General features: G+C 74.0%; 8 protein-coding genes. 4 read left to right on the top strand and 4 right to left on the bottom strand.

Translation table 11 applies throughout. The annotated features are described in order from the left end of the window. Window positions 1–2 precede the first annotated feature (2 nt). Window positions 3–1,160, bottom strand: coding sequence for a TadA family conjugal transfer-associated ATPase (locus OIM89_RS16450; RefSeq protein WP_047470555.1), 1,158 nt, complete (start codon window positions 1,158–1,160; stop codon window positions 3–5). Further along, window positions 1,157–2,332 carry a septum site-determining protein Ssd gene (gene ssd, locus OIM89_RS16445; protein ID WP_195731478.1) on the bottom strand — a complete coding sequence of 392 codons (1,176 nt, stop codon included), beginning with the start codon at window positions 2,330–2,332 and terminating at the stop codon, window positions 1,157–1,159. Before ssd ends, OIM89_RS16450 begins: the two co-directional genes overlap by 4 nt. Window positions 2,333–3,473: 1,141 nt before the next feature. Here ssd and OIM89_RS16440 point away from each other — a divergent pair. Further along, window positions 3,474–4,313, top strand: coding sequence for an HAD family hydrolase (locus OIM89_RS16440; RefSeq protein WP_030698235.1), 840 nt, complete (start codon window positions 3,474–3,476; stop codon window positions 4,311–4,313). A 305-nt stretch (window positions 4,314–4,618) separates the two neighbouring features. Here OIM89_RS16440 and OIM89_RS16435 read toward each other — a convergent pair whose 3' ends face one another. Beyond that, window positions 4,619–5,467: a Fic family protein gene (locus OIM89_RS16435; protein ID WP_030698236.1), complete on the bottom strand. Its 849-nt coding sequence runs from the start codon at window positions 5,465–5,467 to the stop codon at window positions 4,619–4,621. Between the two features lie 101 nt (window positions 5,468–5,568). Here OIM89_RS16435 and OIM89_RS16430 point away from each other — a divergent pair, with 101 nt between their 5' ends. Then, window positions 5,569–6,555: an ATP-binding protein gene (locus OIM89_RS16430; protein WP_030698237.1), complete on the top strand. Its 987-nt coding sequence runs from the start codon at window positions 5,569–5,571 to the stop codon at window positions 6,553–6,555. A 46-nt stretch (window positions 6,556–6,601) separates the two neighbouring features. Here OIM89_RS16430 and OIM89_RS16425 read toward each other — a convergent pair whose 3' ends face one another. Further along, on the bottom strand, window positions 6,602–7,876 hold the full coding sequence (locus OIM89_RS16425; RefSeq protein ID WP_030698238.1) for a hypothetical protein: 1,275 nt from the start codon (window positions 7,874–7,876) through the stop codon (window positions 6,602–6,604). Between the two features lie 1,221 nt (window positions 7,877–9,097). Between OIM89_RS16425 and OIM89_RS16420 the strand changes: the two genes are divergently transcribed. Together OIM89_RS16420 and acs are read left to right on the top strand one after the other, a co-directional pair. Beyond that, a complete protein-coding gene (locus OIM89_RS16420) occupies window positions 9,098–11,491 on the top strand; it encodes a SulP family inorganic anion transporter (protein WP_264491387.1) in 2,394 nt (797 codons plus the stop codon). Between the two features lie 324 nt (window positions 11,492–11,815). Beyond that, the gene (gene acs / locus OIM89_RS16415) at window positions 11,816–13,813 is read left to right on the top strand and encodes an acetate--CoA ligase (protein ID WP_107049107.1); all 1,998 of its coding nucleotides are present in this window, start codon (window positions 11,816–11,818) and stop codon (window positions 13,811–13,813) included. Window positions 13,814–14,037: the final 224 nt, after the last annotated feature.

The raw sequence follows: 14,037 nt of genomic DNA, 5'->3' as shown, positions 1-14,037 counted from the left end.
CGTCAGATCCCCAGCAGCTCCCGCAGTCGTGGCCAGCCCTCCTCCCCGGCGAAGCCGTCCGGGCCCCAGCGCAGCGCCGGGACCGTCACCACGAGGCCCGTCGCCTCCCGGGCCAGCACGTGGACCGCGGCCAGCCGGCGCCTGCCGTCCCGGTCCCGGGCCAGGTGGAGCACGACCGACAAGGCGGCCGCGACCTGGCTGTGGAGGGCGGCCCGGTCGAGCCCCGCCGCCGTCCCCAGCGCCTCCAGCCGGGCCGGGACATCGGCGGCGGCGTTGGCGTGGACGGTGCCCGCGCCGCCCTGGTGACCGGTGTTGAGGGCGGCGAGGAGGTGCAGCACCTCGGCGCCGCGGACCTCGCCGACCACTAGCCGGTCGGGACGCATCCGCAGGGCCTGGCGGACCAGGTCGTCGAGGGCGACGGCGCCCCGGCCCTCCTGGTTGGCGGGCCGGGTCTCCAGGCGGACCACGTGGGGGTGGTCCGGGCGAAGCTCCGCCGAGTCCTCGGCGAGGACGATCCGCTCGGCCGGTCCGACCAGCCCGAGCAGGGCCGAGAGCAGCGTCGTCTTGCCGCTGCCGGTACCGCCGCTGATGAGGAACGAGAGCCGGGCCTCGACCAGGGACGCCAGCAGGCGGTCGCCGCCCGGCGGCAGGGTGCCCGCCGCCACCAGTTCGGCGAGGGTGAATGCCCGGGGGCGGACGACCCGCAGGGAGAGGCAGGTGCAGCCGACGGCGACCGGAGGCAGCACGGCGTGCAGCCGGGTGCCGTCGGGGAGCCGGGCGTCCACCCACGGCCGGGCGTCGTCCAGCCGCCGCCCGGCGACCGACGCGAGCCGCCGGGCCAGTCCGCGCACCGCCTCGGCGTCGGCGAAGCGCACCCCGCTGAGCTCCAGCCCGGCGCCCCGGTCGATCCACACCCGGTCGGGGGCGGAGACCAGGACGTCGGTGACCCGCGGGTCGGCGAGGAGGGGTTCGAGCGGGCCGGCCCCCGCGATCTCGGAGCGCAGCCGGGCCGCCGTCCGCAGGACCTCGGCACCGCCGAGCATCCGGCCCTGTTCGCGCAGCGCCTGGGCGACGCGCGCCTCGGTGGGTTCCGCGCCCTCCTCGGCGAGGTGGCGCCGGACGGCGTCCAGCAGACCCGCCTCCGCGGCCGCCGCGCTCATACGGCCGCACCCCCGGGAGCCGGGGTCCACGCCTCACCGAGCGCGGCCCGGAACAGGTGGCCCCGGCGGGCCGGCTCCTCCTGGGCCCGCAACTCCGTCTCGCCCTCCGGCGCCGGGCCGGGGCTCGCGACCCGTCCCCACAGCTCGCGGCAGAACCGCGCCAGCGGGCCACGCGGGCCGCTCCCGGGCGGCGTGCCGGTCTCCTGGGCCTCGACGGCGGCCGGGTCGTACGGCACCACCCCGGCGAGGTCCAGGCCGAGCAGGGCGGCGACCGCGTCGGGCGCCAGCCCGCCACCGGGCGTCCCGGGCGTCCCCGCGGGCCGGACGGCGACCCGCAGGTCCCGCACCTCCGGAGCGAGCACGGCGGCCATGCGCCGGGCGGCCGCCACCGCGCGCAGCTCCGCCGGGACGACGAGCAGGACCAGGTCGAGCTGGGCCAGCGCCTCGGCCACCTCCCCGCCGGCCCGGCGCGGCAGGTCCACGACGACCGTGCCGCCGCCCCGCCGGGCCGCGCCGAGCACCGCCCGTACCGCTTGCGGCGGCACCGCGGCCGTGTCGCCCCGGTCCCAGCTGAGCAGCCGCAGGCCGTGCAGCTCCGGCAGGGCCTCCTCCAGCGCGCGGCGCGCCATCCTGCCCCGGGACCGGGCGAAGGCCGGCCAGCGCAGCCCCTCGGCCTGTTCTCCGCCGAGCAGCACGTCGAGGCCGCCGCCCAGCGGGTCGGCGTCGACCAGGACGGTGCGGCTGCCGCCGGCCGCCGCCGTCACGGCCAGCGCACACGCCAGGGTCGACGCCCCCGCGCCGCCGCGCCCGCCGACCACCCCCACGGTGCGGGCGCTGCGCCCGGCCCCCTCGACCACGTCGGCGATGCGGTCCACCAGCCACGCCTCGGCGTCGGGCAGCCGCAGCACGTGCTCGGCTCCGATCCGCACGGCCCACTGCCAGACGGCCGGCTCGCCCTGGTCCCGCCCGACCAGGAGCACGCCCGGCCGGCGCGGAGCCCGCTCCATCCGTGCCGCCGCGTCGTCCCCGACCAGCACCAGCGGCGCGGCCTCCCACTCGCCCCGCCGCTCCGGCAGCGTGGGCAGGACCAGCGGCCGGGCCCCGGCGGCGGCACACAGCCGCAACAGGTCGTCCAGGAGCACGGGGTCCTCGGTCACGATGAGCGGCCCCACCGGCCCGCCCGGTCCGCCACCCGCGCGGGCGGCGCCCCCGCCGGGCCCGCCGACCGCCTCGAAGACCTGCCGCGTCTCCCGTCCCACGTCCTCGCCCTCTCCTCGCCACCCGGCCGTCGCCGCCATACCGATTCCTCCTCGTCCCGCCCTCACGGCCTCGTCCCGACCTCGCACCCGCGCGCCTCCGTTCCCCGCCCAGGGCCCGTGCCGCGCACGCCACTTCCCGCCACGCGCCCGACGGGCGTCCCCAAGCCATCGCTCGTCCACGCCCGCACTCCCCCGCTCCCTCGCCATCTCTCCGCCGCCCTTCCTCTCCGGCCCCCGGGCCGTCCGTCTCCGCGCAGCGGGACGCGCGTCCATCACGTCGCCCCGCGCCGGCCGTGTCCGGTCCGGCCGCTCACGCGCACGCCGGACCGGTGGTCCGCATCCGGCCAAGGGGGAAGCCGAGTCGACTGAGCCCCTGACGGGGAATCAGCGGAACTGCCGCTTCCGCCTGGCCGAAAGTCGACGCACTCGTCCGCGTTCACAAAGAACTCGGCGACGCGTCGACCCGAACTCAGGGCGAAGTCACGTGAACTCGCACCCGAACTCCGGTCACGGCATTCACCTTGCAGAAGCCTGGGAAATGATGTGGATCTTGGTCGAAAACCGTGGACTACTCGCAGGTTGTGAATAACTCCGTCACCCGGACGAGAACTGTCCGGCGGGAACTTCTCGAGGACCCCCGAAGAGAGGGGCCGAGATCTCCATGAACATGGCGGAAGAACTCCTCAACGGCCGGCCCTCAGGCGGTAGAGGCGAGGCAGGAGGAGACAAGAGTGACGAACCCGAGCATGTCGTCCGCAGGCCGCTGCCCTGACGGTGCGTAATCGAACGCCAGGCAGGGCGGGCATATGCCGAAGGCGCCTCGCGCGGCTCGCGCAAGGCGCCTTCGGGGGGTCCGGACCCGTCAAACGTGCCCGGACATGCGACGACCCCCGCCGGGGGGGGAGAGCGGGGGTCGTCCCCACGGCCGACTCGGGGGGGGGAGGAGCCGGACCGGGGTAGCACGGTCGCGAACGATCCGTGACGTCCATGGTGTACCCGAGGGCCTTCTCAGGCAAACCCACGCGCCACACCTTACGCCGAATGGTGGGCGCCTATGCTCGACCCCGTGGAAAACCGCTCCTTGCCCCGCACCGCAGCCTTCTTCGACCTGGACAAGACGGTCATTGCGAAGTCGAGCACACTCACCTTCAGCAAGTCCTTCTACCAAGGCGGGCTCATCAACCGCCGCGCCGTACTGCGCACCGCGTACACACAGTTCGTGTTCCTCGCGGGCGGCGCCGACCACGATCAGATGGAGCGCATGCGCGCCTATCTCTCCTCCCTCTGCCGTGGCTGGAATGTGCAGCAGGTGAAGGAGATCGTCGCGGAGACCCTGCACGATCTGATCGACCCGATCATCTACGACGAGGCCGCCTCCCTGATCGAGGAGCACCACGCCGCCGGGCGGGACGTGGTGATCGTCTCGACCTCGGGCGCGGAGGTGGTCGAGCCCATCGGCGAGCTGCTCGGCGCCGACCGCGTGGTGGCCACCCGCATGGTGGTGGGCGAGGACGGCTGCTACACCGGCGACGTGGAGTACTACGCCTACGGACCGACCAAGGCGGAGGCCGTGCGCGAGCTGGCCGAGAGCGAGGGGTACGACCTCGCGCGCTGCTACGCGTACAGCGACTCGGCGACCGATGTGCCGATGCTGGAGGCGGTCGGCCACCCGCACGCGGTCAATCCGGACCGGACGCTGCGCAAGGAGGCGGTGGCCCGCGAGTGGCCGATTCTCGACTTCCACCGGCCGGTCCGGCTCAAGCAGCGCCTCCCCTCCCTCTCCCGGCCCCCGCGTCCGGTGCTGGTCGCCGCGGCGGCCGTCGGGGCGGCCGCCGTCACCGCCGGGGTCGTCTGGCTGACCGCCCGGTCCCGGCGGGGCTCGGCCGCCGCCTGAAGAAGTGGCCGCCCGGGTTCCGCTTCGGCCGGAGGAGGAGTACAAAGGAAGTAACGGCCCGCGAGACCAGGGACATCCGAGAGGATGACCTTTCACGCACCAAGGCCCCACGGACCGCACAGGACCGCCGAGTACCCACGCCACGCAGGACCCGACGAATCGGGTAAGCCGTTCCAGGCGCCGGGCAAAGACTCCGGCCGGGCGGCACATCGCGAGGGACGCTTGGTAACCCGACGGCCCTGCGAAGCAGCGGTACGCGTACGCGTACCGCTGCTTCTTCGTCCACCGGACTTTCTCCCGACCGCTCAGGCCGCTCCGCGCTGGAGCGCCTCGCAGACGGCGGTGGATTCGCGGGCGCCCAGTTCGAGCGCCTTGCCGCAGTGGGTGATCCAGGCGGCCATCCCCTCCGGCGTGCCGGAGACGTAGCCGTCGAGGGCGGCGACGTAGGCGGCCCGGCCCAGCTCCGCGTGGCCGACCTCGGCCGGGCAGATGGACTTGGGGTCGAGGCCGCTGCCGACCAGCACGATGCGTTCGGCGGCGCGCGCGATCAGGCCGTTGTGCGAGGTGAAGGGGCGCAGCGCCAGCAGTTCGCCGTGCACCACGGCGGCGGTGACCAGCGCGGGGGCGGCCGAGCCGGCGAGGAGCAGCGAGTTGAGTCCGTCGAGGCGGCCGGCGACCTCGTCCGCGTCGGGCTGGGCCAGCTCGATCAGCGGCTCGTCGGCGCGCTCGCCCGCCTTGCGGGGGCGGCCCACGGTGTCGTCGCTGTCGGCGGCGGCGACCAGGTGGAGGCGGGCGAGGACGCGCAGCGGCGACTGGCGCCAGATGGAGAGGAGCTGGCCCGCCTCGGCGGTCAGCCGCAGGGAGGCGCCGACGGTCCGGTCCTCACCGAGGCTGAAGTCGCTGCGGCGGCGCAGCTCCTCCAGGGCCCAGTCGGCGCCCGCCAGCGCGGCGGAGGCGCGGGCTCCGCGCAGCGCCGCCTCGGAGGTGATCTCCGTGCTGCGCCGGCGCATGACGCGGTGGCCGTAGACCCGGTCGACCGCCTTGCGCACGGATTCCACGGCTTCGGGCACCCCGGGCAGCTCGCCGAGCGCGACCAGGGGGTCGGCCGGTCCTGCGGCGGGCGTGGGGCCTGCGGACGCACGTGACGTACTCATGGGTACGACAGTACGCAACGCGCACCACGACCCCACGATGGAGTGGTCTTCTTCACGCCGGTTCGCCACGCACCGCGCCCGGCGCACTACGCTAGGTGAACATGAAGATCGGTTTCGTTGGGAAGGGCGGCAGCGGCAAGACCACGCTGTCCTCCCTGTTCATCCGCCACCTGGCCACCACCGGCGCGCCCGTCGTCGCCGTGGACGCCGACATCAACCAGCACCTCGGCCCCGCCCTCGGGCTGGACGACGCCGAGGCCGCCGCCCTGCCCCCGATGGGCGGCCACCTCCCGCTCATCAAGGAGTACCTGCGCGGCGACAACCCCCGCATCGCCTCCGCCGAGACCATGATCAAGACCACCCCGCCGGGCCGCGGCTCCCGCCTGCTGCGGGTGGACGAGGAGAATCCGGTCTACGCGGCCTGCGCCCGCCCGGTGCGCCTGGACGGCGGCGAGGTCCGGCTGATGGCGACCGGCCCGTTCACCGAGTCGGACCTCGGGGTGGCCTGCTACCACTCCAAGGTCGGCGCCGTGGAGCTCTGCCTCAACCACCTGGTCGACGGCGCCGGCGAGTACGTCGTGGTCGACATGACGGCCGGCTCGGACTCGTTCGCCTCGGGCATGTTCACCCGCTTCGACATGACCTTCCTGGTCGCCGAGCCGACCCGCAAGGGCGTCTCGGTCTACCGCCAGTACCGCGAGTACGCCCGGGACTACGGCGTCGCCCTGTGCGTCGTCGGCAACAAGGTGCAGGGCCCCGACGACCTGGAGTTCCTGCGCGAGGAGGTCGGCGAGGACCTGCTGGTGACGGTGGGGCACTCCGACTGGGTCCGTGCGATGGAGAAGGGGCGTCCGCCGCACTTCAGCGCGCTGGAGGCGGAGAACCGGGCCGCGCTGGAGACGCTGCTGGCCACCGCGGACGCGGCGTACGGGCTGCGCGACTGGGAGCGGTACACCCGGCAGATGGTCCACTTCCACCGGAAGAACGCGGAGAGCTGGGGGAACGAGCGGACCGGGGCCGACCTGGCCGCGCAGATCGACCCCGAGTTCGTCCTGAGCGAGGACGCCGTCCTCGCCCTGCCGGGCTGACCGGCGCGGGGGCCCGGTCGTGTGTACCCACCGGGCCCCGGACCGGCTACGCGCCCTCGGCCTCGTCCTTGCCGGAGCCGCCGGACTTGGCGGGCGCGGCCGGGGTCTTCGCCGGGAACTTCGCCCAGCCCTGCTTCGGTTCCTTGCCGACCTTCAGGTCGCGGAGCTGGGCGAGGACCTTCGGGTCCTGCGCGTCCAGCCAGTCGACGAGCTGTCGGAAGGAGACGCAGCGCGTCTCGGGCTTGGTGCAGACGTGCTCGATCGTCTCCTCGATGGCGCGCATGTACGTGCCGCCGTTCCAGGACTCGAAGTGGTTGCCGATGATCAGCGGCGCGCGGTTGCCCTGGTAGGCGCGGTCGTACGCCTGGATGAGGCCGTCGCGGAGCTGGTTGCCCCAGGTGTCGTGCATGGCCGGGTCGCCCTGGGTGGTGGTCCCGGACTGGTTGACCATGAAGTTGTAGTCCATGGAGAGCGTCTCGAAGTCGCGCCCCGGCAGCGGCACGAGCTGGAGCGGGATGTCCCACAGCCCCTTCTTCTTGCCGGGCCAGACCTGGTTGCCGATACCGCTGGAGTCGTAGCGGAAGCCGAGGTCGGCGGCGGCGCTGATGAAGTTCTCCTGGCCTTCGAGGCAGGGGGTGCGGGCGCCGATCAGCTCCTTGTCGTAGTCGAAGGGGAGCGGGGCGGCGTCCTTGAGGCCGCTGTGCGACTTCCAGGTCTTGACGAAGCTCTTGGCCTGGGCGATCTCGCTCTTCCACTCGCCGACCGACCAGGTGCCGACGCCGCCCTCGGGGCCGCAGAAGTGGCCGTTGAAGTGGGTGCCGATCTCGTTGCCCTCCAGCCACGCGCCGCGGACCTCGCGGACGGTGTCGGCGATGCCCTCGCGGTCGTTGAAGCCGATGTCGGAGCGGCCGGGGCCGTGCTGCGGCGCCTCGTACTTCTCCTTCAGCTCCTCGGGCAGCAGATAGACGCCGCTGAGGAAGTAGGTCATGGTCGCGTTGTTGGCCTTGCCGACCTTGCGGAAGTGCGAGAAGAGCTTCTGGCTGTCCTCGCCGGCGCCGTCCCACGAGAACACGACGAACTGCGGGGGCTTCTGGCCCGGCTTCAGGCGCTGGGGGCGCGGCTGGTGCGGCTGCGCGCCGGTGTGGGCGGTGGAGCCGTCGCCGATGAGGCGTACGGCGTTCTCGGGGGCCGGGGCGGGGGACGCCTGGCCTCCGGGCTGCTGCCCGTCGCCGGTGCCGCGCTCCGTACCGCAGCCCGCCAGCCCCGCCGCGCAGACCGCTGCGGTGACGACGCCGACGGTGATCCTCCTGGTGGCGGCCATCTCGGCACACCTCTTCCTTGGGTCGGGGTCTCCGGCTCGCCCGCGCTCGTCCGGCCGCGCCGCCGAGGAGTGCCGACCCCGGGACCGCCGGGACCTCCAGGCCCAGCCGCATGCGCCGTCAAGGTCGCACGGGCGGGTTACGGCCCATCCATGACAAGCCGCATATAAGCGCACTATTCGCTCGCACGGATGAATCGATCACCCATTCACGGCTTTTGCCCCACCTCATTCTTTACTCTGCATTACGATCCGTTTACCCAGAGTTGATAGACGTGAGCCAGGCCCCGGCGTCGTCGCCCGCACCGCGACGCCGTTCCCGCGCCAAGGACCCCCACCCACCTCCGTCAACCACAGCCCGTCCGGGCCGGCCCGCACCCGCCCCGGAGCCCAGGGCGCGGTCCGGCGGCCGGCGGTGGTGATCCGCGGCGTCCGACCGCTCCGTGCCGCCCGGCCGCACCCGGGGGCAGCGAGGGCGGGACCGCCGCCCGAGGTGGGCGCGCGGTCGTCGCACACAGGTTCCGCCCGGCCGGGTCGCCGGGCGGCAGCACCAGGGGTCACGGACGGCCCCGGCTCCCCACCCCAGGGGCCGGAGCCTCACCACCGGGGCGGGCCGGCCCGCACCCGGCACCACCACCGCAGGACAGAGACGGACGAGCGCGCCCGAGGGAGCCCGGACCGGCACCCGAGGCCCGGGCCCCCACGCGCCTCCACCCCCGGCACACGCCGGTGAGGGCCGAGACGGCAGCCCAGGCAGAACGGCCACGCCTGCCGCCGAAGCGGGCCCGGCCCCGTCAGCCGGACCACTCCCCGGCCACCCACACCCCAACACCCGACAGGAACCACCGACATGGAAACGGGCGGTACCAGCCACCGATGAGCGACCAGTACGCACCGGGACCCGACCCCTCACCAGGGCGGCGTCCCCCACCCAGCCCGGCCCCGGACACACCCCGGGCACCCGGTGCCGAGGGAACGCACGCCCCACCGCCCGCGAGGCCCCACGCCTCACGGCCGGCGCGGGCCCGCCCCACGGCCACCCCGCCGGACGGCGCGCAGCCGCCACGACCCGGCGCGGAAGCGCCGTCCCGTCGCGCGGGCACGCCGGCCGCGCCCCCGAAGACCACCTCCCCCTCGGCGGGCCCCGACGCCCCCGCGCACCTCGGCGCGGACTCCGTGCCGAGGACGGCACCACCAGAGGAAGCACGCATGAAAGGACGGTCCATGACCTCCTCCACCTCCACCATCAACCCCCACGACACGGCGGACCTGTCGCCGCCCTCCCGGGAGCAGGAGCCGCACGGGCCGCCGGGCGGAGGCCGGTTCCGCATCAGCGGTGCCGATCTCTCCGCCTCCATCGCGGTCTTCCTGATCTCCCTGCCGCTCTCCCTCGGCATCGCGCTCGCCACCGGCGCCCCGCTCCAGGCCGGACTGGTCGCCGCCGCCTGCGGCGGGCTGATCGCCGGACGCGTCGGCGGCTCCCCGCTCCAGGTCAGCGGCCCCGCCGCCGGCCTCACCGTGGTCACCGCCGACCTCATCGTGCAGTACGGCTGGCGGACCACCTGCGCCATCACCGTGCTCGCCGGGTTCGCCCAGATCGGCCTCGCCGCGCTGCGGGTCGCCCGGTCCGCGCTCGCCGTCAGCCCCGCCATCGTCCACGGGATGCTGGCCGGTATCGGCATCACCATCGCCGTCGCCCAGGTACACATCGTGCTCGGCGGCACCCCCCACAGCTCGGTCGTCGACAACCTCCGCGACCTGCCGTCCCAACTCGCCGCCGTGCAGCCGGAAGCCCTCCTGGTCAGCGCGCTCACCCTGGGGCTGCTCCTGGCCTGGCCGCGGCTGCCCGGCCGGGGCGCGCGGCTCGCGAAACTCCTCCCCGCCCCGCTGGTCGCGGTCGCGGGAGCCACCGCCGCCGCGCAGCTCGCAGGCATGAACCTGCCCCGGGTCGACCTGCCCTCGTGGAGCAGCCACGCGCTGGCCGGCTTCCCGACCGGGCCGGTGACCGGGCTGGTCACCGCCGTCGTCGCCGTCACCCTGGTGACCAGCGTGCAGTCGCTGCTCGGCGCGGTCGCCGTGGACAAGCTGATCAGCGCCCGGCCCGGGGACGACTCCCACATCCCCCGCTCCGACCTGGACCGCGAACTGGTCGGCCAGGGCACCGCCAACGTCGTCTCGGGCGCCCTCGGCGGCCTGCCCGTCTCCGGCGTCGCCGTCCGCAGTTCCGCCAACGTCGCCGCCGGGGCGGTCAGCCGGGCCTCGACCATGCTGCACGGCCTCTGGGTGATCATCGCCGCGCTGCTGCTGGTCCCCGTGCTGGACCTGATCCCGCTGGCCGCGCTCGCCTCCCTGGTGGCGGCGGTCGGCGTGCAGATGGTGAGCCTCAACCACATCCGCACCGTCACCCGGCACCGCGAGATCGCGGTCTACATCGTGACCACGCTCGGCGTGGTCCTCTTCGGCGTCCTGGAGGGCGTGGCCCTCGGCATCGCCGTCGCCGTGGGGGTCGCCCTGCACCGGCTGACCCGGACCCGGATCACCCACCGCGAGACGGAGGACGCCCACCACATCCGGGTGCGCGGCCAGTTGACCTTCCTCGCGGTCCCCCGGCTCACCCGCGCCCTGCACCAGGTGCCGCGCGGCAGCCGGGCCGTGGTGGAACTCGACGGCTCGTTCATGGACCACGCCGCCTACGAGGCGCTCCAGGACTGGCAGACCACCCACACCGTCCAGGGCGGCCAGGCCGAGATGACCGGCCGCGCGGGCGCCCGGATCGCCGAGCCCACCTCGCCGTCCCACTCCTGCTGCCGCCCGTGGACCCCGTGGCGCAACCACCACTGCGGCAAGCCGGCGGCCACCCTGCTGGCCGGCGACGCGCCCGCCCCGGTCCGCGTCCACGAACTGGCCGACGGCCTCGGCGCCTTCCAGCGTGACACCGCACCCCACGTGCGGGGTGAGCTGGCAAGGCTGGCCCGGGAGGGGCAACGGCCCGCTCAGCTCTTCCTGACCTGCTCCGACTCGCGGCTGGTCACCAGCATGATCACCTCCAGCGGCCCCGGCGACCTCTTCACCGTCCGCAACGTCGGCAACCTCGTCCCGGTCCCGGGCACCGAGTCGGCCGACGACTCGGTGGCGGCGGCCATCGAGTACGCGGTCGACGTGCTGGAGGTCCGCTCGATCACCGTCTGCGGCCACTCCGGCTGCGGCGCGATGCAGGCGCTGCTCAACGCCCCGCCCGCCGAAGGGGAACCGGCGACGCCGCTGGGCCGCTGGCTGCGGCACGGGCTGCCCAGCCTGGACCGGATGGCCGCCGAGGGCAGCTCCTGGGCGACGCTCAAGGGCCGGCCCCCCGCCGACGCCGCCGAACAGCTCTGCCTGGTCAACGTCGTCCAGCAGCTGGAGCACCTGCGGGCGCACGAGGCGGTGGCCCGCCGGCTGGCCGAGGGCACGCTCACGCTCCAGGGCATGTACTTCCACGTCGGAGAGGCCCAGGCATACCTGCTGACCCCCTCGCAGGACCTCTTCGACCGGGTGGTCGCGTCCCCCGCGCCGAGCGGCCCAGGCGAGGTGCCCGGCGAGGTTCCGGGTGAGGAGGAGGTGGCCGACGCGGTGCGCTGAGCCGGTGGAGCCGGGGCCGCCCGGGTGACAACGGGCGGCCCCGGCCACCGGGCCGGAGCCCGTTCCCGCCGGGTGCGGATACGCGTCCGGCGCATGGGGTACGCGCCCCGGCACCGTTCGGCGGGACCGGGCCGGCCGGCCGGGTGGGGACACCCGCCCAGGTCAAAGGCCCGGCCCCGTTGAACCCGACCCGTCCTCGGCCCGTGTCAGGGAGTACCCCCCGCACGACCGGGGGCCGTACCGCGTACCGCACGTCGACCGGGCACACAGGTCTAAACCAATTCGCCGACACCCCTTGTCACCTGGGGCTGCGGATGATGAGCTGTGGCCTGGGACACAACGGACACCCTGGGAAAGGGAGATGTCGTGAGCAACGAAAGCCTGGCCAACCTTCTTCGCGAGGAGAGGAGGTTCGCGCCCCCCGCCGAGCTGGCGGCCGCCGCGAACGTCACCGCGGAGGCGTACGAACAGGCCAAGGCTGACCGGCTCGGCTTCTGGGCCGAGCAGGCCCGCCGCCTGACCTGGGAGACCGAGCCGACCGAGACGCTGGACTGGTCGAACCCGCCGTTCGCCAAGTGGTTCGCGGACGGCAAGCTGAACGTCGCGTACAACTGCGTGGACCGCCACGTCGAGGCGGGCAACGGCGACCGGGTCGCCATCCACTTCGAGGGCGAGCCGGGCGACAGCCGGGCCATCACCTACGCGGAGCTGAAGGACGAGGTCTCCCGCGCCGCCAACGCCCTGACCGAGCTGGGCGTGCGCAAGGGCGACCGGGTCGCGGTCTACCTGCCGATGATCCCCGAGGCCGTCGTCGCGATGCTGGCCTGCGCCCGGATCGGGGCCGCCCACTCCGTGGTCTTCGGCGGCTTCTCGGCCGACGCCATCGCCGCGCGCATCGCCGACGCCGACGCCAAGGTCGTCATCACCGCCGACGGCGGCTACCGCCGGAACAAGCCCTCCGCGCTGAAGCCGGCCGTGGACGACGCGGTGGGCCGCTTCGACTCCGTCGAGCACGTCCTCGTGGTGCGCCGCACCGGACAGGACGTCGCCTGGACCGAGGGCCGCGACCAGTGGTGGCACGAGGTCACCGGCCGTCAGCCTGCCGAGCACACCCCCGAGGCGTTCGACGCCGAGCAGCCCCTCTTCATCCTCTACACCTCGGGGACGACGGGGAAGCCCAAGGGCATCCTGCACACCTCCGGCGGCTACCTCACCCAGGCCGCCTACACCCACCACGCCGTCTTCGACCTCAAGCCGGAGACCGACGTCTACTGGTGCACCGCCGACATCGGCTGGGTCACCGGCCACTCGTACATCACCTACGGCCCGCTGGCCAACGGCGCCACCCAGGTCATGTACGAGGGCACCCCGGACACCCCGCACCAGGGCCGGTTCTGGGAGATCGTCCAGAAGTACGGCGTGACGCTGCTGTACACGGCGCCGACCGCCATCCGGACGTTCATGAAGTGGGGCGACGACATCCCCGCCAAGTACGACCTCTCCAGCCTGCGGGTGCTCGGCTCGGTCGGTGAGCCGATCAACCCCGAGGCGTGGATGTGGTACCGCAAGAACATCGGGGGCGACCGCTGCCCGATCGTCGACACCTGGTGGCAGACCGAGACCGGCGCCATGATGATCGCCCCGCTGCCCGGCGTCACCGAGACCAAGCCCGGCTCCGCCCAGGTCCCGCTCCCCGGCATCGCCGCGACCGTCGTCGACGACGAGGCCAACGAGGTGCCGGACGGCGGGGGCGGCTACCTGGTCCTCACCGAGCCGTGGCCGTCGATGCTCCGCACCATCTGGGGCGACGACCAGCGGTTCCTCGACACCTACTGGTCGCGCTTCCCCGAGAAGTACTTCGCCGGGGACGGCGCCAAGAAGGACGACGACGGCGACATCTGGCTGCTCGGCCGGGTGGACGACGTCATGCTCGTCTCCGGGCACAACATCTCGACCACCGAGGTCGAGTCCGCTCTGGTCTCGCACCCCAAGGTCGCCGAGGCGGCCGTCGTCGGCGCCGCCGACGAGACCACCGGCCAGGCCATCGTCGCCTTCGTCATCCTGCGCGGCACCGCCTCCGAGGACGAGGGCCTCGTCGCCGAGCTGCGCAACCACGTCGGCTCCGCGCTCGGCCCGATCGCCAAGCCGAAGCGCATCCTGCCGGTGGCGGAGCTGCCGAAGACCCGCTCCGGCAAGATCATGCGCCGCCTGCTGCGCGACGTGGCGGAGAACCGCGAGCTGGGCGACGTGACCACGCTCACCGACTCCTCCGTCATGGACCTCATCCAGACGAAGCTCCCGAGCGCCTCGTCCGACGACTGAGCCCACCACCTCCGCCGTACGACCGGGGCCCGGCCACGCATCGCGCGCGGCCGGGCCCCGGTGCCGTACGCGGCGGCGCCCCAGGTCAAAGGGGTCGCGCGGCACCAGCCACTCCGGGCGGTCACCCGGTAGGGTGACGGACGGGAGCGCGTGGCCCTTGCCGCGCACGCCTCACAACCGCAGAGGGGACGCCGGGAAGTCTGGTCGGCACGGCATCGCGACGC

Origin of the sequence: Streptomyces sp. BI87, assembly GCF_025957665.1 — a bacterium.
In the GTDB taxonomy this organism is placed as follows: Bacteria; Actinomycetota; Actinomycetes; order Streptomycetales; family Streptomycetaceae; genus Streptomyces; species Streptomyces albidoflavus.
The sequence above is the reverse complement of the archived record's forward strand: the minus strand, read 5'-3'. Positions and strand labels throughout refer to the sequence as shown.